Here is a 23,325-nt window from a genome sequence, read left to right on the forward strand (position 1 = left end):
GCCCAGTCGGCTTGCGGCGCGACGATAGGGAACAGGGCGGCCGCGACATGCGCGGCCGGCCATCGCTTAGAACTTCGCGGAAAGCTTGAAGTTCACGCTGCGCGGCTCTCCGTAGAAGTTGAAGACCGAGGTTCCGCCGACACGCTCGTAATAGGATTTGTCGAAGACGTTGTTGACGCTTACCGAAGCGGCCACCTGCTGGGTGATGTCATAGCTGGCCATCAGATCGACCACGGCATAGCCGGGCGCCTCGACGGTGCTGGACGTTCCTGCGGCGGTGCGCGTCACGTTCTTGAAGCTGCTGAACGCCTTGATGCCCGCGCCAAGTTGCAGCCGGTCCCAGCCGGGTTGCTGGAAGCGGTATTTCGACCAGAGTTGCAGCATGTGGCGCGGCGAATAGAATTCGGACCCCGCCGCCGTGGCGGTATCCTGAAACTCCGAGTCGGTATAGGTATAGCCCGCCGTCAGTTCCCATCCCGGCAACGGAGAGCCGCTTGCCTCAAGCTCGACCCCGCGCATATGCGCCTTGCCCTGGGCCAGGTAATAGCCGCTGTTTTCGGTGTCCGAAACGGCGCGGTTCTCATCCTTGAGATCGAAATAGGCGGCCGAGGCGTTCACGCCGGGCAGGATTTCCGACTTCAGGCCGATCTCGTATTGCCGCCCGGTGCGCGGCTTCAGCACATCGCCCGAGGCATCGGTCACGTTCTGCGGCTGAAAGATCTCGGTATAGCTGGCATAGACCGATGTCGTCGCGCTGATGTCCTTGATCACGCCCAGATAGGGGGTGAACTCACCCTTTTCCTTGACCTTGCTGGTCGCGACCGAGCCGCTCGACAGGGTGGTGGTGCGCACCTCGCCCTGATACCAGCTCATGCGCCCGCCGGCGATCAGCGTCCAGTCATCCGAGGGCTTGACCCGCCATTGCGTGTAAAGCCCGGTCTGCCGCACATCGCTCTCTTGCTTGGTCGAGAAGCTGGCATCCGGGACCGCGACCGAACTGTTCCAGTCGTCCAGGTCGAAAGTCCCCGAAATCAGCCCCGATCCGCTATACATGGTGCTGTCTTCACGGCGGTGGTCGATGCCCACGATCAGGTTGTTTTCCAGGCCGAACCACTGGAACGGCTTGCTGATATGGGCATCCAGCGACAGCGCGTGCTGATCGAAGTCGCGGTAGAGATAGCGCATGCCGCTGACGGTGCCATCCGCCGCCGCCGACCCTGCCGCGTAGCCATAAAGGAAATTCGCGTCGACCGTCGAATAAAGCGCCGAGACCTTAAGGTGGCCGCCATCCTGGAAGCGATGCTCCAATTCGGCGATATAGTCGGTCACCTCGTTTTCGAACCGATTCCAATCCGCGCCGGTATAGGTCGAGCGCGAGACATCCAGCAGATTGCCGTCCGTATCCGTGGGCAGTCCGTTGAAGGGCGTGATGTCGCGCTTGCGGTGGTTGACCGAGAAGGTCGCCGTCGTGTCCGGCGTCAGATCGGCGGCAATGGTGCCGTAAAGCACGCGGCTTTCGTTCGTCACGCCGTCGACCCAGGAATCCTTGTCCCCATAGGCGGCGACCAGGCGGCCGCGAACCGTGCCGCTTTCGTTCAGCTTGCCGGTCAAGTCGGCCTCGACGCGGCGATTGTTCCAGGACCCGACCTCGGAGCTGAAGCGAAAGGCGCGCTCTTGCTGGGCCTGTTTCAGGCGCATGTTGATAGCGCCCGACGGCTCGCCCGAGCCGGTGAACAGACCCGAGGGACCGCGCAGGATCTCGACATGATCGACCGTCGCCATGTCGGCCTGCGTCCCATAGATGCTGGTCAGCGGCGTCGGCAACCCGTTGAGATAAAGCGAGTCGAACTCGAACCCGCGCGAATAAAGCGACGAGCGGCCATCGTCATTGGTCATCACCACGATGCCCGGCGTCTTGCGCATCGCTGTATCCAGCGAGGTGAAATTGCCGTCCTCAAGCCGCTCGCGGGTCAGCACGGTGGTCGATTGCGGGATCTCGCGCGGGGCGCGGGTGTCCTTGTCGCCGACGCTGACCTGATCGGTGGTATAGCTGCCGGTGCCCTCGGTCTCATAGGTGGCCCGCAGGGTAACCATGTCCAGCACGACCTGTCCGGCGTCCTGGGCGCGGGCCTGAAGGGCCGTGAACATGCAAGTGCTTGCCAGAATAGAGGCATATGCCAGCGAAGGGCCGGTGCGCGTCATGGAAATAGTTCCGCTTCGTTTTGGATGGCGGGCGATCACCCGAGTAATTTCGTCGCCTACACCCGAAAAACAAAGGGGATCAAGCCGCCGGCGCCCGTCCTCCGCCGGGAAATCGCGGGTTATCCCCCGTTTTTACCTTTCGAAATATTCAGCAATATCAAGCAATATTGCCGCGACCGCAGCAAAGGCCACACCACGGCCCGCCGCTACCGGCCCGAAGCGGACGCGTTGCGGTCCCGACGCGCTTCGGGTTTGGCGACAGGCTGATCGGGGCGGCATCCGCGCTGAAAGCACCGCCGAAGGGTGTAGCGGGGCGGGCATTCATCGGAATGGCAGCCAATGGAAATCCTTGGGCGCGCGCCGGGATGGCGGCTGTCTTCCGCTTAATACCACCGGGCGCAAAGCGCGCAATTCTCTGCATCGTCGCGCCCGGCGGCGGCCAGGCATTCGTCGCGCTTGATTCCGGCGAAACTTTCCAGCAGTTCCGGCGCGAACCAGTCGCACGCCGCGCCCGCCTGCAAGGCCGCCAGCGCCGCCTCAAGCGTGGTGGGCAGGCGATGAAGGCCCAGGGCGCCCCGCTCGGCCTCGCTCAGCGCCTCGGGGTCGCCAGAGAAGACCGGCGGCGCGGCCCCCTTGCGGATGCCGTCCAGGCCGGCGCGGATCAGCGCCGCCAGCGCCAGATAGGGGTTCGCCGTCGCATCCGCCGCGCGGTATTCCACATTGAACTGCCGCGCGGGATCGCGCCCGCCGATCTCGACCGTGGGGCAGATGCGCAGGCTGGCCTCGCGGTCGCGCTCTCCCAGCCAGGTCCAGGCCGAGGACCAGTTATGCGGGCGCAGCCGCAGATACGAGGACGGGCTGGATGCCGTCAGCGCCAGGATCGACCGCATATGCTCAAGGATGCCGCCGCAGAATGCCGCCGCCACCGGCGACAGCCGCCCCGGACGCGAGGCGTCGAAGCCCGCCGGATTGCCCGCCGCATCCACCAGACTGAAATGGATATGCACGCCGTTGCCGGCGGCCTCCGGGTGGGTCTTGGGGGCGAAGGTCGCGCGCCAATCCTGGATCCGCGCCATCTCATGCGTGATTTCGCGGATGATCACCGCGCGGTCGGCGGCGGTCAGCGGATCGGTGGGGCCGCTGGTGATCTCATATTGGTCGCGGCCGTATTCGGCGATGATGACCTCGGGGTCCATGCCGGCCTGCTGCAAGGCGGCGAAATAGCGGCCCGCGAAAGGCTCGGCCCGGCGCAGCGCACGATATGAGAACACATGCGCATCCGGCAGGCCGGTGTCGAGCAGTTGGAACTCTTGCTCGAACGAGGACAGCAGGCGCAGCCCGGTCTCGGCCTCGAACGCCGCCACCGCCGCCTTGAGGGCCGAGCGGGTGCAGGCCGACCACGGTTGCCCGTCCAGCGTCACGATGTCGCCGGGCGTCATGTCGAAGGGCGTCGGCGCCCCGGTCATGGCGGTCACGGCGCGCGCCTTCAGGTCGGGCAGCACCCGCAGATCGCCCGACGATCCCCACGGGTTGTCCGCGACGATCTGCCCGTCGGGCTTCAGCGAGATATTGGCCGGCACCCAGCCGATGCCGGTCCGCGCGGCGGCCTCGATCCTGTCCGCCGGCAGGAAGCGGCCACGGGTCACGGCGCTAAGGTCGGTGGTGACGATGGCGGCAAGGTTGACGGTCATGCGCGTTCTCTCATCTTGCGGAAACGGTCGGCGACGGTTGCGGTATCGGTGCGCCAGCAATAGCCGCCGAAGGCGGACAGTGCCTGTTCATGCCGGGCACGGGTGGCGGCGAAGCAGGCATCCGCCGGCACCACGACGACATAGCCCCGGTCGGCGGCATCGCGCACCGCCATGTCGACGCATTGGTCGGTCATGATCCCGCAGACCACCAGCGTGCGCACCCCCAGATTGCGCAGCACATAGTCGATATTGGTCGAGTTGAAGACCCCCGATGAGGTCTTGGGCAGCATGATCTCATCCCCCGCCGGCATCAGGCTGAGGACCGGCAGCCCGCGCGGGTCGGAGCGCGCCAGGTGGATCGGAGTCATCTTGTGATCCAGCGAGCGGTCGCGGCCATCCTCCGTCAGGCTTTGGATGATGGTGTGCAGGACCTCGACGCCGGAGGCCCGCGCCGCCGCGACCAGCGCCTTGCAATTGGGCACGGTGACGGCGGCGGTCTCGTGGTAGAAATCGGCATGATCCTGGTCCTCGGCATAGGCCGGGTCCAGCCAGATGCGCTGCATGTCCACCAGCAGCAGCGCCGTGGCGCCGGGCGGGAAGGCCGCGTCGCGGGCGGGGATCGGGTCAGGCATGGGTGGCTCCGTCGGTGAAGGCGTTGGCGGGCATGGCGGGGATCAGCGACAGAAGCTGCTGGACATAGCTGTCGCGCGGGGACAGGAACAGTTGCTCGGTCGGCGCGACCTCGCGCAGCTTGCCGCCTTGCAGCACGGCCACGCGGTCGCACATCTGGCGCACCACCGGCAGGTCGTGGCTGATGAACAGGATGGTCAGGCCCAGCCGTTCCTGCAAGTCCTTCATCAGGTTCAGGATCTGCGCCTGGATCGACACGTCCAGCGCCGAGGTCGGCTCGTCGCAGATCAGGAAGCGCGGGCGGCTGGCCAGGGCGCGGGCGATGGAGATCCGCTGCCGCTGCCCGCCAGAAAAGGCGTGCGGGTAACGCCGCGCGGCATCGGGCGCCAGCCCCACCGCCGCCAGAAGCTGCGCGACGACCGGGCGCGCGGCACCAGCACCCGCCACGAAACGGTGCTGAAGCAACGGCTCGGCCAGGATGTTGCCCACGCTCATGCGCGGGTTCAGCGAGGAATAGGGATCCTGAAACACCATCTGCGTCTGGCGCCGGATTTCCGCCCGCGCCTCGCCCGAGGCGGCAAAGACATCCTGCCCGCCAAAGACCATCCGCCCCGTGCTGGGCGGTGTCAGCCCGGCAAGGATGCGCGCCATGGTGGACTTGCCCGAGCCGCTTTCGCCGGCCAGCCCCAGCACCTCGCCCTGCCCGATGCGTAGCGCGATGCCCGACAGCGCGGCAAAGCCGGCGTTCTTGCGAAACAGCCCGCGCGCGGCGCCATAGACCATGCCCACATCCCGCAGTTCGACCAGCGCCTTGTCGGGATCGGGCCGGTGCGCCTTGCCGCCCGCCAGCCACTCCAGCGCCTCGTCCACGCCGGCGCCGAGGCCCGCCACCGGAAAGCGGTCGCGCTTCACATCCATGCGCGGCACGACCGAGATCAGCGCCTTGCTATAGGGATGGGCCGGCTCCTCCAGAATCTGCCGCGTCTCGCCCAGTTCGACCAGCTTGCCGGCCTGCATCACCGCCACGCGGTTGGTGACCTGCGCGATCACCCCCATGTCGTGGGTGACCAGCATCACGCCCAGATTGCGCCGCACCGCCAGTTCGCGGATCAGGTCCAGAATCTGCGCCTGCACCGACACGTCCAGCGCCGTCGTCGGCTCATCCGCGATGATCAGTTCGGGGTTCGAGCACAGCGCCAGCGCGATCACCACCCGCTGCCGCATGCCGCCGGAAAACTCGTGCGGCCAGTTCTTCACCCGCCGCGCAGGGTCCGGGATGCCCACGGCATCGAGCAAGCGCACAGCCTCGGCCCGCGCCTCCGTCAGGGACATGGGGCGGTGGGTGCGGATGGTATCGGTCAACTGCCGCTCGATGGTGAAAAGCGGGTTCAGGCTGGTCAGCGGGTCCTGAAAGATGGTCGAAATCCGCTTGCCGCGCAGCGCGCGCATGGCGCGGGCATCGGTGGCGTCGATCAGGTCGCCCTGAAGGCGGATGGTGCCGGCGGCGATCCGGCCCGGCGGCTGCAAAAGCCCGGTGATCGCCGCGCCGATGGTGGATTTGCCGGCGCCGCTTTCGCCCACCACGCCCAGGATTTCGCCCGGCCCGATGGACAGGCTGACATCATGCACCGCGATGGTCACCCCACGGCGCGAGGGGTATTCGATCCGCAGCCCTTCGATTTCAAGCACGGCTGCCATGTCAGCGCCCCCTTGGGTTCAGCGTGTCGCGCAGCCAGTCGCCCAGCAGATTGATCGACAGCGCCAGCACCAGCAGCACCAGCGCCGGAAAGGTCAGGATCCACCACTCGCCCGAGAACAGGAACTGCTGGCCCACCCGGATCAATGTCCCCAGCGAGGGCTGCGTGGCCGGCAGCCCGGCGCCCAGATAGGACAAGGTAGCCTCGGCGATCACCGCCAGCGCAAAGCTGATGGTCGAGATCACAAGGATCGGCCGCGCCACGTTGGGCAGCAGGTGGCGAAACAGGATCGCCCGCGCCGGGCGGCCCATCATCACCGCCGCCTGGATGTATTCGCGCCGCATCTCGATCATCGCGGCGCCGCGCACGGTGCGGGCATAAGAGACCCATTCCGACAGGCCGATGGCCAGGATCACCACATAGATCGCCATCGCATCGCGCATCCCCGAAGGCAGGATCGAGCGCGTCAGGCCGAAGACCAGCAGCGCCATCAGGATCGAGGGGATCGACATCTGCACATCCGCCAGCCGCATGATGATCGCGTCGATCCGGCCGCCGAAATAGGCCGCCATCAGCCCCAGCGTCACCCCGATCATAGCCGCCAGCGCCACGGCGGCGATGCCCACCATCAGCGAGGCGCGCGCCCCGAACAGCACCGCCGACACCATGTCGCGGCCCTGATCGTCCGCGCCCAGCAGAAAGAATTCATCCGTGAACTCGTTGCGGCTGAAAGGCAGGGTAAAGCCGTTCATCAGGTCGACATTGCCGGATATGCGCAGGTCCTGCGGCGCGATCACCGGCGCCAGTGCCGCCAGCCCGATCACCGCCACCAGCACCGCCAGCGAGATCACCGCCAAGGGCGATGTCAGGAAGGCATGCCCAAGGTCCGAGTCCCGGAACCGACGCCACAGGCCGGGGGATGCTTGCGTCTTCATGCCCTAATGCCCCGAGCCGCCCGCGCGCAGGCGCGGATCGAACAGATAGTAAAGACCGTCCACCACAAGGTTGATGGTCACGAAGATCAGCGAGACCAGCAGCAGATAGGTCGCCATGATCGGCACGTCCGAAAAGTTGATGGCGTTGATGAACAGCAGGCCCACGCCGGGCCACTGGAACACCGTCTCGGTCACCACGGCGAAGGCGATGATGGAACCCAGTTGCAGCCCCGAAACCGTGATGACCGGCACCATGGTGTTCTTCAGCGCATAGCTGAAATTGATCAGCCGGTCGGGCAGCCCGCGCGCCTTTGCAAAGCGGATGTGATCCGAGGCCAGGACCTCGCCCATTTCCGCGCAGACCAGCCGCAGGATCAGCGCCACCTGGAACAGCACCAGCGAGATGGCGGGCAGCAGGATCGACTTCCACCCCGAGACCGTCAGCAGCCCGGTGGACCACCAGCCCAGTTGCACGACCTCGCCACGACCAAAGGGCGGCAGCCAGTCCAGTTGCACCGCGAAGACATAGATCAGCCCGATGCCGATCAGGAAATTCGGCAGCGACACCCCCAGAAGCGAGCCGGACATGACCAGCCGCGCGCTTAGCTTTCCGGGGCGCAGCGCGGCGAAGACGCCCAGCACGATGCCGATGGCCAGCGCGGCAACGAAGGACAGCACCGCCAGTTCCAGCGTGGCCGGCAACCGCTCGACGATCAGGTCCAGCACCGGCCGCCCCATCCGGGTCGAGATGCCGAAATCCCCATGCAGCACCTTCCAGACAAAGCGTCCGAACTGCACGAAAAAGGGCTGGTCCAACCCCAGCGTGGCCTCAAGCTGCGCCCGGTCCGCCGCCGTCGCATCCTGCCCCAGCATGTTCTGCACCGGGTCTCCGATGAAGCGGAAGGCGGCGAAGGACAGGAAGGCGGTCACCAGCATGACCGGAACCGCCTGCCCGATCCGGCGCAGCAGGAACATGATCATGGCGCGACCGTCACGCTTTTGACGAAGATCGCATTGGCATAGTTCGAGGTGATGCCCAGCTTCTGGGCGCTTGCCCGCGCCAGCATTTGCAGGTGGATCGGCAGATAAAGCTGCTCACCCTGCACCACATCCCAGATTTCCGCGATGGTGGCGTCGCGCTTGGCGGTGTCCGGCTCGGAGGCCAGCGACTCGATCTTGGCGTCCAGTTCCGGGTTGGCGTAATTGATCGAGGCCCAGGCGCCATATCCCCCGGTGCGCGAATGCACGAGATTGTCGAAGATATACTGGCTGTCGAAGGTCGAGACGCCCCAGCCCATCAGGTAGAAATCGGTCTTGCCGCTGGCAATGGCGGGATACTGGACGCCGCCCGGCTGCACGTCCAGCTTCACGTCGATGCCGATCTTGCCCAGCATGCCGGTGACCGCGCGGCAGATGGCCTCGTCATTGACGAAGGAATCATTGGTGCAATTCAGGGTGACGCTGAAGCCGTCGCCATAGCCGGCCTCGGCCATCAGGGCCTTGGCCTTGTCGATATCCACCGCCGGCAGCACGCCCATTTCCTCGCGATAGCCGTTGATGAAGGGTGGCGCGATGGTGCCCAGCGGCATCGACTCGCCGCGCATCACCACCTTCTGGATGGCCTTGCGGTCGATGGCCATGTTCATCGCCTGCCGCACCCGCAGATCGGCGAAGGGATTGCCCCGCGCCTGCCCGAATTCCAGATGGTCGGCGCCGATATTGGTCCCGAAGAAGATGGTCCGGTTTTCCGGCCCGCGCACGACCTTGATGCCGGGCGAGGTTTCCAGCCGCTCGATATCCTGCGGCGGCACGTCTTGCAGGAAGTTCACCTCGCCCGACAGCAGCGCCGCCACCCGCGTCGCCGGCGACTGGATCGGGGTATAGACGATGCGGTCGATATCCAGCGGAAACTGGCCCTTGCCCCAATAGCCGTCATAGGCGGCCAGTTCGGTCCGGCTGTCGGGCACGCGGCTGACCAGCTTATAAGCGCCGGTGCCGTTTTCATTGCGCGAGGCGAAATTCTCTTCGCCGGCCTTGAAGTCCTGCGGCTTGGCGGTTTTGTTCGCCTCGGCCCAGTCGCGGTTCATCATGAAGATGTTGACCAGATTGTTGACCAGCAGCGGGCTGGGCCCCTTGGTGTGAACGCGCACGGTGCCCGCATCCACCGCCTCGACCCGATCGACCGAGGCCAGGAGCGAGCGCATGTTCGACGTGTCCGACAGCGCGCGCTCGAACGAAAACACCACATCGTCGGCCTCGAACGGCGTGCCGTCGTGGAAGGTGACGCCGGGGCGCAGCTTGAATTCCCAGATGGTCGGGTCGTCGGCCAGGTTCTGCCATTCGGTCGCCAGCACCGGGATCAGCTTGCCATCGTCCGAGCGCGCCACCAGCGGCTCATAGATCTGGTGGTTGAAGGCGTGGGTGATGTTCTCGTTATAGGCATGCGGGTCCAGGGTCTGCACATCCGACGCCCGCGCCCAGTTCAGCGTCTCGGCGTGAAGGGGAAGGGCCGTGCCGGCCAGAAGCATCGCCACCAGACCGGCGCGCAGGCTGCGGTGAAACGTCATGTCAGTTCTCCCTGTTCGTTGCCCCGGACCCCGCACCAGTCGATGATGGCGGCGGCGAGGATTTTCGTGGTTTCGCGGATCGAGGCCACATCGGCCCATTCGTCGGCACCGTGCTGGTTGGCGCCGGCTGGGCCATAGCGCAAGCCCTGCACGCCGGCGGCGGCGTAATGCGCGGCATCCGTGGCGCCGGTCATGCCGGCGATCCGCGTCTGCGCATGGCCCAGCCGCGCCCGTGCCGCCGTGATGGACTGCACCAGCGGGTGATCCGGGCTGGTGTTCATCGGCGGGAAATGCAGGCCATAGAGGTCCCATTCCACCGTGATCGGGTTGTCGCGCAGCCACGGGTCGGTGGCGCAGAAAGCGGCGACGAAAGCCTCGAAATCGGCGCGGGTGGCCGTGGTCGTCTCATGCGGCATGAACTTGCGATCGATGTCGATGACGGCCACATCCGGGCAGATGCCGGGATTGGACATGATCTGCGGCAACCCGTCCGCGCCCAGGCCGACGCCGATGCGCACCACGCCGACGCCGAAATGGTTGACGCCGGAGGGCATCAGCGGATGCGTGACCGCCCGCGCGATCCCGGCCTCGTATTCGCGCAGCGCCAGCAGGAAGCGCGTGGCGAGATCGGCGGCGCTGACCGGGGCGTTGTCGTTGCGCAGGGCATCCGGCTGCGGCCAATAGCCCTGATAGCGCAGCGAGGAATGGCCCGACCGACCCCGGATGGTCACGCGCAGCCAGTCCAGCCCGCCCTCGCAGACGAACACCTCGCCGCGTCCGGGTTCGGCCACGATCAGCGCATCCGCCAGCTCGCCCGCCGCCACCGCCGCCTGCGCGCCGAAACCGCCAGCCTCTTCGTCCACGACCGAGTGCAGGGCAAGCTGCCCTTCCAGCCGGATGCCGGCCTTGCGGATGGCGCGGATGGCGCCGACGCAGCAGGCCAGGCCGGCCTTCATGTCCTGCGAGCCGCGCCCCAGCAAGCGGCCGTCGCGGATTTCGCCGCAGAAGGGCGGCCAGGACCAGCCGGCGGCATCGCCCACCGGCACCACGTCGACATGGCCGCACAGGATCAGGGACTTGCCCGCCGCGCCCGGTTCGGTCTTCGCGATCAGGTTCGGGCGCCCCGGCAGCGCATCCCATTGCCGGGTGGTCAGCCCAAGCGCGGACAGTTCGGTATCCAGCACCGCCTGCACCTCGGCCTCGCGGCCCAAGATGTCGATGCTGCTACCCTCGGGGAATTTCGGGTTGACCGAGGGGATGCGCACCAGCCGCGCCGCCAGATCGACCGGCCAGTCCGGTTCTGCGTCCAGCACGGACCACGCCTTGTCCACTGCCTGTCGCAGACTGTTCGGCATGAGGGCCCCTTTCCGATCCACCAGCCCCGCAAGGAGCCTGGTCATTAACGGATGACACCGGCCATATGTCAATATTTTTTCATTTCATTATTATTAATGGAAAAGTGTAAGAATGCATACGATATTTGCCGCATGCGTCCGCAACCAAGCAGCGTGCCAAAGCAATGATGACCCAATCCCCCCTGCCCCCGCCCGTCACGGTCCACAATCCGCAAGGCGGATCGGACTGGCTGATCCTGTGCGAACATGCCTCGTGCTTCATCCCGCCGGCCTATGGGCTGCTGGGCCTGCCGCCGGGGGGAAACAGGGCGCATATCGGCTGGGATATCGGCGCTGCGGCCGTCGCGCTGGACATGGCCCGGCGGATGGATGCGGTCTGCGTCACGGCGGGCTATTCGCGGCTGCTGATCGACCTCAACCGCCCGATCGGCGCGGCCGGCAGCATCCCCGAGCGTTCGGAAGCGACTGGAATTCCCGGCAACCGCGCCCTTTCGGCGCAAGAGCGCGCCCGGCGCGAGGCCGCGTATTTCCACCCTTTCCACGACCGGGTGGCGGCGCTGCTTGATGCGCGCGCGGCCGGGGGGCGGCGGACGCGGATCGTCGCCATCCACAGCTTCACGCCCATCTTCCTCGGCGTGGCGCGGCCCTGGCATCTGGGCGTGCTGGCCCTGAAATCGCGCCCGCTGGCCAAGGCGCTGCTGGCCGCCGTCGCGCGGCGCGACCCGGACCTGTGCCTTGCGCTGGACGAACCCTATCGCATCGCCCTGGACGAGGATTACGCGATCCCGGTCCATGGCGATGCGCGCGGGCTTGACGCGCTGCTGGTGGAAATGCGCAATGACCTGATCGCGGAGCCGGACGGGGCGCGAGACTGGGCCGAACGGCTGGCAAAGACGCTGGCAGGGATCTGAACCGAGGGGGGGCAGCCACGGATGCAATTGCGCGAATTGCTCAGCAGCGGCCAGGTGGCCCTTACCCCGGCCGAGACGCGGATCGTGCAGGCGTTGCTGAACGATTTCCCCGGCGCCGGCCTCGGCACCGCCGCCAGCTTGGCCAAGCGGGCCGGCGTCTCGGACCCCACGGTCAGCCGGTTGGTGGCGAAGCTGGGCTTCGACGGCTTCACCGCCTTCCAGACCCGGCTGATCGACGAGGTTGAAGAGCGCCTGCGCTCGCCCTTGGTGATGATGCGCAGCCGCGCGCTGTCCGAGCCGATGGAGACCCCCCCGGCCTATCTGGAATCGGCGCTGGCCGCGCTGGACGAGGCCCGCATCAGCGTGCCGCTGGAGACTTACGACCGCGCCGCTCGCATGATCCTTGAGGCACGCAGCGTCCTGCTGGTCGGCGGGCGGTTCAGCGGCTTTCTGGCCGGGATACTGGCCGCGTATCTGGTGCAGTTCCGCGCGGGCATCACCTCGATCGGAGAGCCGACGCGCTCGGACCTGGACCGGCTGGTCGATCTGGGGCGGCGCGATCTGGTCATCGGTTTCGATTACCGCCGCTATCAGCGCGATGTGGTCGAATTCCTTGCCCAGTCCGCCGGGACCGAGGCGCGGATCATCCTGTTCACCGACCGATGGCAGTCGCCCGCCGCGTCGCATGCCAGCCTTAGCTTCACCTGCCCGGTCGAGGTGTCGTCGCCCTATGACTCGATGGTTCCGGCGCTGGCGCAGCTTGAGGCGCTGGTCGCCCATATCATCGATACCAACGACCGCCTGCGCGCGCGTGTCATGCATATCGAGCGCATCCGGCGCCACAACCGCGTCACCGAGGATGACTGAACCGCGCTGCGCGTTACCTTAGGGAAACAGGCCGGCGGGACTACGGGACGCACCGGCCTTGACGCCGCGATCACGGCCCCTTGCAGGTCTTGCGGGCCCCATGCCCATAATTCTTTTATCCTGAATGATTTGACGATCTGTCTTGATCGCGGGCAGGCGATCTTTCCTGCCGGGCGCGCAACAAAGGCATCGGCCCGAATCCTTCGTCGCCCCGTCAGGCATCTACCTGCCGTAGTCGCGCGGCATCAAAGGGGCGGGAAAATGCATCTATGCTTTGAAATCCGATGCCCCGGCCTCTGCCAAAAGCGTGACCAAGGGCGAATTTCCGGCCATGCTGCATCCCCTCATCGAAATCCATTCCGATCCCGATCTGCTTCCTGCGGCCTTCAAGAGGACATTTCAGTTTCGGATCACGCTCAAGGATCATTGCCATCTCGGCACGCTCTGCCCGTTAGCCGGAACAATCGCCCGCCGCATATCCGCGCTGACCGGCCAGGCCAGGGCGGCACGACCGGAAGGCCAGGCCACTCGTCAACCGCAGAAAAATCTTCTAGACTGATCATATGCCCGAAAGGGACACAAAGATGAGGTGTCGCGATGCGGATCTTTTCCCGCCCCAACCCGTTCTTTCCGCGCACGGCGTTTGGCTTTGGCCTGATCATGCTTGTCATGCCCCCCTATGACGGCGATCCGCTTCGCTATGTCTTCGCCCCCGTCTTCGCGCTGATCCCCTGGGCGATACACGCGGCGGACCTGCGCTATGGAGTAGGCAGGCACGGCAGCGGCGGCGGCGATAGCTGCGGCGGCTTCCAAGGCGACAGCGGAGGCGGCGGGGACTGCGGAGGCGGCGGGGGCGATTGCGGCTGAGCGCCGCCCATCCCCCGACATCCCGGCAGGCGCATAAGGAAGTGAAGGATTTCCAAGCGTCATCGCGGCATCCATAGCCGGTTGGACGGCTGCCCATCCATTGCCGCAAAGCGCCGCTGCGATCTCGGGAGAGGCTCGAAAAGCGCGGATGGGTGCATCAGCCGTGCGAACCCGACAGGGCATCCGAATCCGGGGGCGGTTTTCACCCGGCAAGAAACCCGGTTCGCGGGCTGAAAGGCGCCGCCATGGGTTCCCCGCTGGACGGCGCTGGATCGCACGCTGCCGGCGTTTTATGCCGGCATGACGGCCGCGCGTCTCATGGGATGTCTGCGGCGAAAGGGGGGCCCCGGAACGAGGCCCCCCCTTCCAGTTTCAACAGCAGCGAAATCCCCGCGTCGAACCCTCGCCATAGCGCGCGGATTGCCGTTCGCGGAAGAATTCGGCGTAGCTCATCACCGGCTGGCCGGGATGGGCGTCGCGCATATGGGCGACATAGGTGTCGTAATCGGGGACGCCGATCATCAGCCGGGCACCCTCGCGCAGGCGCTTGCGGCAGGTGGTCAGCGTATTTCTCAGGCTGGTTGCCATGTTCCTTACTCCGCCGGAGTGGCCGTGGGGCCGTTCAGTTCTTCGGGCAGTTCGCGCGCGGTCCAGCTTCGGGCGCGATAGGCGTCAAGACAGGCGCGGGTGCTGAAATAAATCATGCTGACCACCAATGCGACGAAGATGAAGGCCATCGTCGCATCCACCATGTCGTTGAAGATGATCTGCCCCATCTGGCTTAGATCCTTGGCCGGGGCCAGCACCTCGCCATTCGCCGCCGCCTCGCGGTAGCGCCGCGCATGGGCGAGGAAGCCGACCGATGGAGTGCCGGAGAACACCTTCTGCAAGCCCGCCGTCAGCGTCACCACCACCAGCCCCGCCGCAGGGATCAACGTGACGAAGGCGTAGCGTTCGCGCTTCATCTTGAACAGAACGACGGTGCACAGCATCAGCGCGATGGCGGCAAGCATCTGGTTTGCGATCCCGAACAGCGGCCAAAGCGTGTTGACCCCGCCCAGCGGATCCGTAACCCCCTGATAAAGGAAGAATCCCCAGGCCGCGACGCAAAGACCCGTGGCGATGATATTGCCGCCCAGCGATGAGGTGTTGCGCATCTTCGGCACGAACACCCCCAGCAGATCCTGAAGCATGAAGCGGCCCGCGCGGGTGCCGGCATCCACGGCGGTCAGGATGAACAGCGCCTCGAACAGGATGGCGAAGTGATACCAGAAGGCCATCATCGCCTTGCCGCCGATCACGTTCGAGAAGATATGCGCCATGCCGACCGCCAGCGTCGGCGCGCCGCCCGCGCGCGAGATGATCGTCGTCTCGCCCACATCCGCCGCCGTTTCGTGGATCAGTTCGGGCGTGATCGGGAAGCCCCAGGCGGTGACCTGCGCGGCCGCGCTTTCCGCCGTGGTGCCGATCAGCGCCGCCGGGCTGTTCATGGTGAAATAGACGCCGGGGTCGATAATCGAGGCCGCGACCAGCGCCATCATCGCGACGAAGCTTTCCATCAGCATCCCGCCGAAGCCGATAAAGCGGGCGTGCTCTTCATTGTCGATCAGCTTCGGCGTGGTCCCCGACGAAATCAGCGAATGAAAGCCCGACACCGCCCCGCAGGCGATGGTGATGAAAAGGAACGGGAACAGGTTTCCCGACCAGACCGGGCCGGTGCCGTCGATGAAGCGCGTGAACGCGGGCATCCTCAGATCCGGCGCGACCACCACGATCCCGATGGCCAGCGCGGCGATGGCGCCTACCTTGAGGAAGGTGGACAGATAGTCGCGCGGCGCCAGGATCAGCCAGACCGGCAGGGTCGCGGCGATGAAGCCATAGCCGATCAGCAGCCAGCAAAGCTGCGTGGGCGTGAAGGTGAAGACGGCCGCCCAGGTCGGGCTTGCCGCGACATTCGCGCCGAAGATGATCGCGGCCATCAGCGCGATGAAGCCGGCAATCGACGCCTCGCCCACCGCGCCGGGGCGGATGTAGCGCATATAGACCCCCATCGCGATCGCGATCGGGATGGTCATCGAGACAGTGAACATCCCCCAGGGGCTGTCCGCCAGCGCCTTGACCACGATCAGCGCCAGCACCGCCAGGATGATGATCATGATCAGGAAGGTGCCGATCAGCGCGATCATCCCCGGCACCGGCCCCATCTCGGACCGGACCAGATCGCCCAGCGACCGCCCGTCGCGCCGCATCGAGACGAAAAGCACCATGAAATCCTGCACCGCGCCCGCGATGACGACGCCCGCAAGGATCCACAGCATGCCCGGCAGATAGCCCATCTGCGCCGCAAGCACCGGCCCGACCAGCGGCCCGGCCCCGGCGATGGCCGCGAAATGGTGGCCGAAAAGGACGTATTTGTTGGTCGGGACATAATCGAGCCCATCGTTGAAGCGATGCGCCGGGGTCGGTCTCGCCGGGTCCAGCCGCATCACCCGGCGGGCGATGAACAGGCTGTAATAGCGATAGGCGATCAGGTAGATCGAGACCGAGGCCACGACCATCCATAACGCATTCACATGCTCGCCCCGCGCGATGGACACCTGCGCGAGTCCGAATGCGGCCAGCGCCGCGAGTATGGCCCAGACCAGCCAGTGATCCCAAGCCTTGCGCCGTGGCGCCTGCATTTCCGCCATATCCGTCCCTCCCCTGCGCGTCGGCTTCCTCGGGCCGACCTTGTCCTGAACCGCCGGGCGCGGAACCATCCGCGCCTGAAGCGGGTGAGTCGAGCGTGGTCAGTGCTTTGATTTTCCTGAGGCTTTACCTCAGGTGGCTCTGCCTTCGAACCGCTCTTCCCCATGGGCGAGTATGATCAGCGACCCGCACGCGCGCAAGCGCGTTCGTGGGGCGGGTCCGCACCATGTCATGGCCGGCCTGGTTCATATGCAGGGCGCCGGCCAGCCGCCGATAAGGTCAGGCGGCATCCCAGGCGCTCGCTTATCGCCGTCGACATCTTTCAAGCGCCAGTTGATAACTGATGTATCAGATATTGGCGCATCAGCCCTTCGCGCATATAACCAACGACAAGCGGGAATCCCCGCTGCCGGTCGGAGGGGAGGCTGACCGGATGAACGATGTGACGCCTTTGGCACCGATCCGGCAAAAATCGCTGCGCGACCATGTTCACGACACGCTGCGCGATGCGATCATCTCGGGCAGGCTTTCCTCGGGAATGCGGCTGAACGAACGCCAGCTTGCGGCCGATCTGGGAAACTCGACCAGCCCGCTGAAAGAGGCGCTGCGTCAGTTGGAAAGCGAGGGCCTGGCCCGCACCGAACCGCGCCGGGGCACCTTCGTCAATTTCAGCCCCCGGCAGGCCGAGGAAATGACCCTGGCCCGTGCCGCACTGGAAAGCGTGATCGCCCGGCAGGCCGCCCGGCATGGCACGGAACTGTATTTCGGCAGCCTTCGCGAAACCATCGGCAAGATGCGCATCGCGATGGAAACCCCCGATGTGGCGCGGCTGATCAAGCTGGACGAAATCTTCCACGACACCATCCACGAGGCTTCGGGCTGCGAATACCTGCGCCGCCTGCAAAATGCCCAAAGACTTTACGACCATGCCGCGCGGGTGACCGTGCTGGCCGGGAAAGAGGTCCGCCACACCTCATTCTTCGAACATGAGGCGATCATGCTGGCGATCGTCTCACGCGATGAGGATCGCGCCGAACGGCTGATGCGAGAGCACATCCTTGCGGCGGGCCAGGTCCATATCGGGCTGGTGTTCAAGCCGACCCCCTAGGGAGAGGATAATGGAACCGACGGATTACCGCCGGGTGCTGCATGGCATCTCGGGCGTGCATGCGACTGCCTATGATTCCGCCGGCGAAATCGACGCGGCCATGACCGGGCGCATCGACATCGACATGGTGATCGTCGGCCTGGGCGCGCTGTCGGCGGGACTGGTCGATGACATCTGGACCAAAGTCGTCTCGCTGCCCGATACGGACGGGCTCCACTGGGTCTGCGACGCGCATTACGGCTTGATCCCGAAGGGCGTGTCCGAGGACAAGGTGGCGGTGCTGGTCGAATTCATCAAATTCGCGCTGCAACCCGAACAGCAGGCTTATTCCTATGACGCGGGCTATTTCTATCCCGGCCCGGCGGTGAAGGATGTGCCTTTGTCGATGGCGCCGCGGGAAAGCCAGGACATCATCGCGAAATTCGGCCGTCCCGAATACGAGGACTGGATCGCGAACAACCCGGTCGAACTGCCGCTGGAACCCTCGGCCATGGTCGCGGCCTTTCGCCTCTGGGACGAGAAAGGCTCGGCCGGCCGCGACTTTCACCCAAGAAATGCCGGGTGCGGGCCAAGGCGGTCCGCATCGGGTGCCCCATATCCGCGCCCAAGCACGGGAACCAAAGCATGTCGCTTGCCTCTATGTCCTTCTCTCATCTCAGGCTCGATCGGATGAGCCGGTCGTTCGGTGCGTTCAACGCGCTGAACGGAATCGACCTGACCATCGAAAAAGGCGAATTCATCGCCCTTCTCTGCCCTTCGGGCTGCGGGAAATCCACCGCGCTGAACTGTATCGCGGGCCTTTTGGGCACCACCGGCGGCGGCATCTGAATCGACGACCGCCGCATCGACCGGCTGAAGCCCGAGGATCGCGGCTTTGGCTTGGCATTTCAGAACTATGCGCTGTTTCCGCATATGACCGTGCTCGACAACGTAGGTTTCGGGCTGAAGATGCGGGCCGAAATCCGGCGCATCCACAACCAGTTGGGCGCAACGACGATCTATGTGACCCATGATCAGGACGAGGCGCTGTCGCTGGCCGACCGCATCGTCGTGCTGCGCGACGGCTCGATCCGGCAGGTCGGCGCCCCGCACGAGCTTTACGAAAGCCCCGCCTATCTGGACGTGGCCGAATTCATGGGCTTTCGCAACCGCCTGACCGGCCGGGCCATGAATGTGCTGTCCATCGGCGATACCGCCACGCTGGCGGCGCGCGGCGATGACGTTACGGAAAGCGGCGGCACGGCGAACGGCGTCGAGGCGGTGGCCGAAACCATCGAATACCGGGGCCGGGAATGCGTCGGCACCGCCCGTTCGCAGGATGGAACCGAACTGATCTTCCACGCCGCCCGCCCGGTCGAGACCGGCGCGCGCATTCTTCTTGGCGTCGATGCGGGCCGCGCCCCCGTCTATGCCGGCGGACGGAGATAAGGCATGGCCCGGACCGAAACCCATCTCTCCGCCCATGCCCCCGAGGGCCCCGGCCTGCGTCAGCGCCTGGTGGCGCTGCTTCTGGGCCTGTGTTCGATGTTCTATCGCGGCTTGACCACCGGCGGGAAAGGCTGATCCGGTGATCCGTGACACGACTCCGCTTTCGAAGCCCTGGATCGCCTTCGTCTGGCTGATCACCGGCTTTTTCATCCTGAACGTGCTGGCGGTGATCGCGGCCGTGGTGGTTTCGTCCTTCGGCTCTCGCTGGCTGGGGACATGGCCGCCCGAGGCCCTCACCACCCGCTGATATGCCGCCGCCTGGGCCGAGTTCCAGTTGGGCCAGGTGCTGCTGGTCACCTTCCAGGTCGTCGGCCTTGTGGTTCTGCTGTCGGGCTTTCTGGGCGTGACGGCGGCCTATGCGATGGCGCGGCGCGACTTTCCGGGCAAAAAGATCGTCATGCTGATCTTTCTGCTGCCGCTGCTGGTTCCGCCGATCACCTTCGGCATCCCGCTGGCGACGGCGCTGTATCAGGTCGGGCTGGGCGGCACCTTCTGGGGGATCGTCGTGGCGAGCCTGGTGCCGACCGTGCCCTTCGTCATTCTGGTGATGATCCCCTTCATCGAACAGATCGACCCCAAGGTCGAGGCGGCGGCGCGGGTCTTTGGCGCGGGCACGTTCAAGCTGTTTCGCCATGTGCTGCTGCCCATGCTGACCCCCGGCATCCAGGCCGCGATGCTGCTGGTTCTGGTGCGCACCGTCGCGATGTCCGAACTGACCTTCCTGACCGCCGGCCCCACCAGCCGGACGCTGGTTGTCTCGCTTTACTATTCGGTCTTCGCGGCGGGCGTGCGCTCGGTGCAGTCGCTCGACGCCATGGCGGTGATCTATATGGTGACCTCGCTGATCTGGCTGCTGATCGCGCTGCGCTTCGTCAACCCGACGCAGATCGTGGCCCGCGCCCGTCAGCCGGCGCAGCACTAGGCCCGGCCCGGATGCGATCCGCAGCGTCAAGGATGCCCGGTGATGGATTTCGCGCCACTGGCCGATCTGAAGGGGCGACTGCTGGAAAGCCCGGTCTGGGACGCGGATCGCGGCCGCCTGTTTCTGTGCGACATCGAGGCCGGGCTGATCCACCGGATCGCGCTGGACGGGCGGGCGGAAAGGCGGCCGATCTCGCGGCTTTACCGGGTGCCGGCGGCGGGTGCCGGGGTGGTGATCGACGGCGGGGTCGAGATTTCCAACGGGCTGGCATGGAGCGCGGAGGGGCGGCGGATGTTCTGGTCGGATTCGCGCGGACCGTGGATCGACCTGCTCGACTTCGGTCCCGCGACCGGCGCCCCCGCGAACCGCCGCCGCATCCGCGTCCTGGACGAGGCGACGGGCCGCCCCGATGGCGGGGCCTGCGATGCCAAGGGGTTTTACTGGAGCGCCGGGGTTTCCGCCGGGGTGATCAACCGCTTTTCGCCGGATGGCGCGCTGGACCGGCGTGTGCCCTTTCCGGTGCCCGCCCCGACCATGCCGTGTTTTTGCGGGCCGGGCCTGCGGCGGATGGCCGTCACCTCGCATCGGCTGGGCGATGAAAATCCGCTGTCGGGCGGGCTGTTTCTTGCGCCGGCGCCCGTTGCCGGCGTGCCCGTCACGCGCATGAAGGGGGTCTGAGCGATGGAGAGACTGCTTCTTCTGACCGGGGCATCGGACAATCTGGGCCGCTGGCTGACCGAGGCATATCCCGGATTCACGCCTCAAACCGCACGGTTCCGGGACGAAATCCCGCCATTCGATGGCTGGTCCCCCGGCTGGTCCCCGCATCGGAAACCGATCCGCCACCTGCCCGACGCGATCAGCCGCCCCGGATTGCCACGGATGGATGTGCCGGTCGCCGGCGAAACCCTTTCGGGCGCCATGGCCCTTTCAGCACCTGCCCGCCCCGCAACCACCGCCCCGCAGCTACCGCCGTCCAGCCAGAGGTGTCGCCATGACCAGCAAGACCTATGAACAGCTTCGCTCCTCGCGCTGGTTCGCGCCGGACGACCGGCGCTCCTCGGGGCATCGGTCGCGCACCATGCAGATGGGCTATGATCCCAAGGGCTGGGAAGGCAGGCCCGTCATCGCCATCATCAACACCTGGTCCGATGCCCAGCCCTGCCACATGCATTTCAAGGACCGGGTGGAATGGGTCAAGCGCGGCGTGTTGCAGGCCGGGGGCTTTCCGATCGAGCCGCCCGCGCTGGTGATGGGGCGATCTCGGTCGGGCCGCCCTTTGTCTTTCCGCCCGCCGGGCCGATGCTGCGCGGCAATTACGCGGGCAAATACCTTGGTTCCGGCACCGACATGTTCAAATACTGGGACGAACACCGCTCCGGGACCATCACCCGCGAGGAATGGCAGGGGATGGAGGCGGGGATCGCCCGCAGCTATGGCCGTTGCATGACCATGGGCACCGCCAGCACCATGGCCGCGATCGCCGAGGGGATGGGTCTTTGCCTGCCCGGCGCCTCGTCGATCCCGGCGGCGGACATGAACCATCGGCGCATGTCCACCCAATGCGGCCGCCGCGTGGTCGACATGGTGTGGGAGGATCTGACCCCCGACAGGATCATCACGCCGAAGGCCGTCGAAAACGCGGTGACGGTGGCGATGGCCACGGGCTGTTCGACCAATGCCATCATCCACCTGATCGCCATGGCGCGGCGCGCGGGCATTCCACTGGAGCGGGACGATCTGGACCGGATCGGCCGCACGACGCCCGTGATCGCGAACATCCGCCCCTCGGGCAAGGATTATCTGATGGAGGATTTCTTCTATGCCGGCGGCATCCGCGCGCTGATGCGGCAGTTGGGCGGCAAGCTGCACCCCGAACCGATCACGGTTACGGGGCCCCGCTGGTCGAGGGGCTGGAGGACGCGCCGATCTGGAATGACGACGTGATCCGCCCGCTGTCGAACCCGGTCTATCACGAAGGCTCGCTGACGGTGCTGAAGGGCAACCTGTGCCCCGACGGCGCGGTGATCAAGCCCGCCGCCTGCGACCCGAAATTCCACCGCCACACCGGCCCGGCGCTTGTGGCCGACAGCTACCCCGAGTTGAAGAGGATCATCGATGACCCGGATTATCCCATGACGCCCGACACGGTGCTGGTCCTGCGCAATGCCGGGCCGCAGGGCGGGCCAGGCATGCCCGAATGGGGCATGATCCCGATGCCCAAGGCGCTGCTGAAGCTGGGCCTGCGCGACATGGTGCGCCTGTCGGATGCGCGGATGTCGGGCACATCCTTCGGGGCCTGCGTGCTGCATGTGGCCCCTGAAAGCTTCGTCGGCGGCCCGCTGGCGCTGCTGAAGACCGGCGACATGGGGAGCTGGACATCCCCGCCCGCAGCCTGAACATGCTGGTCCCGGACCAGGAACTGTCCGCCCGCCGCGCAGCCTGGATGGCGCCGCCGCCCAAATACGAACGCGGCTATGGCCATGTCTTTTCCAAACATGTCGAACAGGCCGGCAAGGGCTGCGACTTCGATTTCCTGAAAGCCGACTTCGGCCGTCCGGTGGACGAGCCCGTCATCCACTGAAAGCCGCGCAAGATGAACGATTATGTCCTGTCCGAAGAAACTCGTGCCAAGCTGAAAAAGGTCTCGACCGCATCGGTCGCCACGGCGCTGTTCAAGCGCGGCCTTCGGATGCAGTTCATCCAGGGGGCCGCCCCCGTCGCCTGGAAGGGCGAGACGGTGGTGTGCCAGGCATTCACCCTGCGCTACATCCCCGCGCGCGAGGATCGCAACCCGATCACCGTCTTTCGCAACCCCGATCATCCGCAGCACGTAGCGATGGAGACCTGCCCGCCCGGCTGGGTGCTGGTGATGGATGCCCGCAAAAATGCGCGGGCGGCGACGGCCGGGTCGATCCTGATCACACGGCTGGCTATACGGGGCGCGGCGGGCGTGGTGTCCGACGGCGGCTTTCGCGACGCCGCGGGGATCGGCGCGCTGGACATGCCCGCCTATTGCGCCAAGCCCTCGGCCCCCGCCAACCTGACCCTGCACGAGGCGCTGGACATCAACCTCCCCATTTCCTGCGGCGATGCGCCGGTCTTTCCGGGCGACGTGATCTTGGGCGATGGCGATGGCGTCATGGTGATCCCCGCCTATCTGGCCCATGACATCGCCGAGGAATGCACCGGCATGGAAAGCTTCTAGGAATTCGTGCTGAAAGAAGTGCGGACCGGGATCATCGGCCTTTACCCTCCGACGCGCGAGGAGAGCCAGCGCAAATACGAGGAGTGGCGCAGAAAGACCGGCCGCTGATAGCAAGCGCGCGACGGCTCGGACCCTCGGCGATGCGCGGGCCGGGACCGGACCCGAAACGCCGAGGGCGCAGACATGGCC

General features: G+C 66.0%; 24 protein-coding genes and 1 pseudogene. 15 read left to right on the forward strand and 10 right to left on the reverse strand.

Translation table 11 applies throughout. The features are described from left to right. Positions 1 to 66 precede the first annotated feature (66 nt). The 8 genes from QM682_RS13670 to QM682_RS13705 all read right to left on the reverse strand — a co-directional run bounded on the left by QM682_RS13670 (position 67) and on the right by QM682_RS13705 (position 11,035). Positions 67 to 2,148 carry a TonB-dependent siderophore receptor gene (locus QM682_RS13670; protein ID WP_415130656.1) on the reverse strand — a complete coding sequence of 694 codons (2,082 nt, stop codon included), beginning with the start codon at positions 2,146 to 2,148 and terminating at the stop codon, positions 67 to 69. 437 nt (positions 2,149 to 2,585) lie between these two features. Then, entirely contained in the window at positions 2,586 to 3,893 is a 1,308-nt protein-coding gene (locus tag QM682_RS13675; RefSeq protein ID WP_415130658.1) for a glutamine synthetase, read from the reverse strand. After that, positions 3,890 to 4,525 (reverse strand): cysteine hydrolase family protein, encoded by a 636-nt coding sequence (locus tag QM682_RS13680; protein WP_415130660.1) that lies wholly within the window; start codon positions 4,523 to 4,525, stop codon positions 3,890 to 3,892. Before QM682_RS13680 ends, QM682_RS13675 begins: the two co-directional genes overlap by 4 nt. Next, positions 4,518 to 6,221, reverse strand: coding sequence for a dipeptide ABC transporter ATP-binding protein (locus QM682_RS13685; protein WP_415130662.1), 1,704 nt, complete (start codon positions 6,219 to 6,221; stop codon positions 4,518 to 4,520). The genes QM682_RS13680 and QM682_RS13685 overlap by 8 nt, the downstream gene beginning before the upstream one ends. Before the next feature lies 1 nt (position 6,222). After that, positions 6,223 to 7,155 carry an ABC transporter permease gene (locus tag QM682_RS13690; protein ID WP_415130664.1) on the reverse strand — a complete coding sequence of 311 codons (933 nt, stop codon included), beginning with the start codon at positions 7,153 to 7,155 and terminating at the stop codon, positions 6,223 to 6,225. Positions 7,156 to 7,158: 3 nt separating this feature from the next. Further along, positions 7,159 to 8,136, reverse strand: a complete 978-nt coding sequence (locus tag QM682_RS13695; protein ID WP_415130666.1) for an ABC transporter permease — start codon at positions 8,134 to 8,136, stop codon at positions 7,159 to 7,161. Further along, entirely contained in the window at positions 8,133 to 9,722 is a 1,590-nt protein-coding gene (locus tag QM682_RS13700; protein WP_415130668.1) for an ABC transporter substrate-binding protein, read from the reverse strand. The genes QM682_RS13695 and QM682_RS13700 overlap by 4 nt, the downstream gene beginning before the upstream one ends. Next, positions 9,719 to 11,035 carry a M20 family metallopeptidase gene (locus QM682_RS13705; RefSeq protein ID WP_415130670.1) on the reverse strand — a complete coding sequence of 439 codons (1,317 nt, stop codon included), beginning with the start codon at positions 11,033 to 11,035 and terminating at the stop codon, positions 9,719 to 9,721. Before QM682_RS13705 ends, QM682_RS13700 begins: the two co-directional genes overlap by 4 nt. A gap of 209 nt (positions 11,036 to 11,244) precedes the next feature. On the opposite strand from QM682_RS13705, the gene QM682_RS13710 reads away from it, so the two are divergent. The 4 genes from QM682_RS13710 (at position 11,245) to QM682_RS13725 (ending at position 13,722) form a co-directional block, all read left to right on the forward strand. Further along, positions 11,245 to 11,988: an N-formylglutamate amidohydrolase gene (locus QM682_RS13710; protein ID WP_415130672.1), complete on the forward strand. Its 744-nt coding sequence runs from the start codon at positions 11,245 to 11,247 to the stop codon at positions 11,986 to 11,988. A 21-nt stretch (positions 11,989 to 12,009) separates the two neighbouring features. Beyond that, positions 12,010 to 12,855: a MurR/RpiR family transcriptional regulator gene (locus QM682_RS13715; RefSeq protein ID WP_415130674.1), complete on the forward strand. Its 846-nt coding sequence runs from the start codon at positions 12,010 to 12,012 to the stop codon at positions 12,853 to 12,855. A 274-nt stretch (positions 12,856 to 13,129) separates the two neighbouring features. Beyond that, positions 13,130 to 13,414, forward strand: a complete 285-nt coding sequence (locus QM682_RS13720; RefSeq protein ID WP_415130676.1) for a hypothetical protein — start codon at positions 13,130 to 13,132, stop codon at positions 13,412 to 13,414. Positions 13,415 to 13,452: 38 nt separating this feature from the next. Further along, positions 13,453 to 13,722 carry a hypothetical protein gene (locus QM682_RS13725; protein ID WP_415130678.1) on the forward strand — a complete coding sequence of 90 codons (270 nt, stop codon included), beginning with the start codon at positions 13,453 to 13,455 and terminating at the stop codon, positions 13,720 to 13,722. Positions 13,723 to 14,094: 372 nt separating this feature from the next. On the opposite strand, the gene QM682_RS13730 is transcribed toward QM682_RS13725, so the two are convergent. Next, positions 14,095 to 14,310 (reverse strand): YbdD/YjiX family protein, encoded by a 216-nt coding sequence (locus tag QM682_RS13730; RefSeq protein ID WP_415130680.1) that lies wholly within the window; start codon positions 14,308 to 14,310, stop codon positions 14,095 to 14,097. A gap of 5 nt (positions 14,311 to 14,315) precedes the next feature. After that, positions 14,316 to 16,412, reverse strand: a complete 2,097-nt coding sequence (locus QM682_RS13735) for a carbon starvation CstA family protein (protein ID WP_415130682.1) — start codon at positions 16,410 to 16,412, stop codon at positions 14,316 to 14,318. Between the two features lie 431 nt (positions 16,413 to 16,843). Here QM682_RS13735 and QM682_RS13740 point away from each other — a divergent pair, with 431 nt between their 5' ends. The 11 genes and pseudogenes from QM682_RS13740 to QM682_RS13790 all read left to right on the forward strand — a co-directional run bounded on the left by QM682_RS13740 (position 16,844) and on the right by QM682_RS13790 (position 23,136). Next, a complete protein-coding gene (locus QM682_RS13740) occupies positions 16,844 to 17,518 on the forward strand; it encodes a GntR family transcriptional regulator (RefSeq protein ID WP_415130684.1) in 675 nt (224 codons plus the stop codon). Positions 17,519 to 17,528: 10 nt separating this feature from the next. After that, positions 17,529 to 18,191, forward strand: a complete 663-nt coding sequence (locus QM682_RS13745; RefSeq protein ID WP_415130686.1) for a hypothetical protein — start codon at positions 17,529 to 17,531, stop codon at positions 18,189 to 18,191. Beyond that, entirely contained in the window at positions 18,188 to 18,346 is a 159-nt protein-coding gene (locus QM682_RS13750) for an ATP-binding cassette domain-containing protein (protein WP_415130688.1), read from the forward strand. The genes QM682_RS13745 and QM682_RS13750 overlap by 4 nt, the downstream gene beginning before the upstream one ends. Positions 18,347 to 18,397: 51 nt before the next feature. Continuing rightward, positions 18,398 to 18,946: a hypothetical protein gene (locus tag QM682_RS13755; protein WP_415130690.1), complete on the forward strand. Its 549-nt coding sequence runs from the start codon at positions 18,398 to 18,400 to the stop codon at positions 18,944 to 18,946. A gap of 3 nt (positions 18,947 to 18,949) precedes the next feature. Beyond that, positions 18,950 to 19,081, forward strand: coding sequence for a hypothetical protein (locus tag QM682_RS13760; protein ID WP_415130692.1), 132 nt, complete (start codon positions 18,950 to 18,952; stop codon positions 19,079 to 19,081). Positions 19,082 to 19,085: 4 nt separating this feature from the next. Further along, positions 19,086 to 19,253, forward strand: a complete 168-nt coding sequence (locus tag QM682_RS13765) for a hypothetical protein (RefSeq protein WP_415130694.1) — start codon at positions 19,086 to 19,088, stop codon at positions 19,251 to 19,253. A 36-nt stretch (positions 19,254 to 19,289) separates the two neighbouring features. Further along, complete coding sequence (locus QM682_RS13770) at positions 19,290 to 19,928, forward strand: ABC transporter permease (protein ID WP_415130750.1); 639 nt, start codon at positions 19,290 to 19,292, stop codon at positions 19,926 to 19,928. A 42-nt stretch (positions 19,929 to 19,970) separates the two neighbouring features. Next, positions 19,971 to 20,606, forward strand: coding sequence for an SMP-30/gluconolactonase/LRE family protein (locus QM682_RS13775; RefSeq protein ID WP_415130696.1), 636 nt, complete (start codon positions 19,971 to 19,973; stop codon positions 20,604 to 20,606). Positions 20,607 to 20,609: 3 nt separating this feature from the next. Continuing rightward, complete coding sequence (locus tag QM682_RS13780; protein ID WP_415130698.1) at positions 20,610 to 20,942, forward strand: hypothetical protein; 333 nt, start codon at positions 20,610 to 20,612, stop codon at positions 20,940 to 20,942. Further along, positions 20,923 to 22,512: pseudogene (gene ilvD, locus QM682_RS13785) on the forward strand (dihydroxy-acid dehydratase). Before QM682_RS13780 ends, ilvD begins: the two are co-directional and overlap by 20 nt. Positions 22,513 to 22,524: 12 nt before the next feature. Then, positions 22,525 to 23,136, forward strand: coding sequence for a ribonuclease activity regulator RraA (locus QM682_RS13790; protein ID WP_415130700.1), 612 nt, complete (start codon positions 22,525 to 22,527; stop codon positions 23,134 to 23,136). The last annotated feature ends 189 nt before the right edge of the window (positions 23,137 to 23,325 follow it).

This window comes from Paracoccus sp. (in: a-proteobacteria) (assembly GCF_047605025.1).
In the GTDB taxonomy this organism is placed as follows: Bacteria; Pseudomonadota; Alphaproteobacteria; order Rhodobacterales; family Rhodobacteraceae; genus Paracoccus.

Coding starts and splice junctions, on each gene's coding strand:
- QM682_RS13670 (WP_415130656.1), bottom strand. CDS start 2,148: ATGTTCACGGCCCTTCAGGCCCGCGCCCAGGACGCCGGACAGGTCGTG.
- QM682_RS13675 (WP_415130658.1), bottom strand. CDS start 3,893: ATGACCGTCAACCTTGCCGCCATCGTCACCACCGACCTTAGCGCCGTG.
- QM682_RS13680 (WP_415130660.1), bottom strand. CDS start 4,525: ATGCCTGACCCGATCCCCGCCCGCGACGCGGCCTTCCCGCCCGGCGCC.
- QM682_RS13685 (WP_415130662.1), bottom strand. CDS start 6,221: ATGGCAGCCGTGCTTGAAATCGAAGGGCTGCGGATCGAATACCCCTCG.
- QM682_RS13690 (WP_415130664.1), bottom strand. CDS start 7,155: ATGAAGACGCAAGCATCCCCCGGCCTGTGGCGTCGGTTCCGGGACTCG.
- QM682_RS13695 (WP_415130666.1), bottom strand. CDS start 8,136: ATGATCATGTTCCTGCTGCGCCGGATCGGGCAGGCGGTTCCGGTCATG.
- QM682_RS13700 (WP_415130668.1), bottom strand. CDS start 9,722: ATGACGTTTCACCGCAGCCTGCGCGCCGGTCTGGTGGCGATGCTTCTG.
- QM682_RS13710 (WP_415130672.1), top strand. CDS start 11,245: ATGACCCAATCCCCCCTGCCCCCGCCCGTCACGGTCCACAATCCGCAA.
- QM682_RS13715 (WP_415130674.1), top strand. CDS start 12,010: ATGCAATTGCGCGAATTGCTCAGCAGCGGCCAGGTGGCCCTTACCCCG.
- QM682_RS13725 (WP_415130678.1), top strand. CDS start 13,453: ATGCGGATCTTTTCCCGCCCCAACCCGTTCTTTCCGCGCACGGCGTTT.
- QM682_RS13730 (WP_415130680.1), bottom strand. CDS start 14,310: ATGGCAACCAGCCTGAGAAATACGCTGACCACCTGCCGCAAGCGCCTG.
- QM682_RS13735 (WP_415130682.1), bottom strand. CDS start 16,412: ATGGCGGAAATGCAGGCGCCACGGCGCAAGGCTTGGGATCACTGGCTG.
- QM682_RS13740 (WP_415130684.1), top strand. CDS start 16,844: ATGAACGATGTGACGCCTTTGGCACCGATCCGGCAAAAATCGCTGCGC.
- QM682_RS13745 (WP_415130686.1), top strand. CDS start 17,529: ATGGAACCGACGGATTACCGCCGGGTGCTGCATGGCATCTCGGGCGTG.
- QM682_RS13750 (WP_415130688.1), top strand. CDS start 18,188: ATGAGCCGGTCGTTCGGTGCGTTCAACGCGCTGAACGGAATCGACCTG.
- QM682_RS13760 (WP_415130692.1), top strand. CDS start 18,950: ATGGCCCGGACCGAAACCCATCTCTCCGCCCATGCCCCCGAGGGCCCC.
- QM682_RS13775 (WP_415130696.1), top strand. CDS start 19,971: ATGGATTTCGCGCCACTGGCCGATCTGAAGGGGCGACTGCTGGAAAGC.
- QM682_RS13780 (WP_415130698.1), top strand. CDS start 20,610: ATGGAGAGACTGCTTCTTCTGACCGGGGCATCGGACAATCTGGGCCGC.
- QM682_RS13790 (WP_415130700.1), top strand. CDS start 22,525: ATGAACGATTATGTCCTGTCCGAAGAAACTCGTGCCAAGCTGAAAAAG.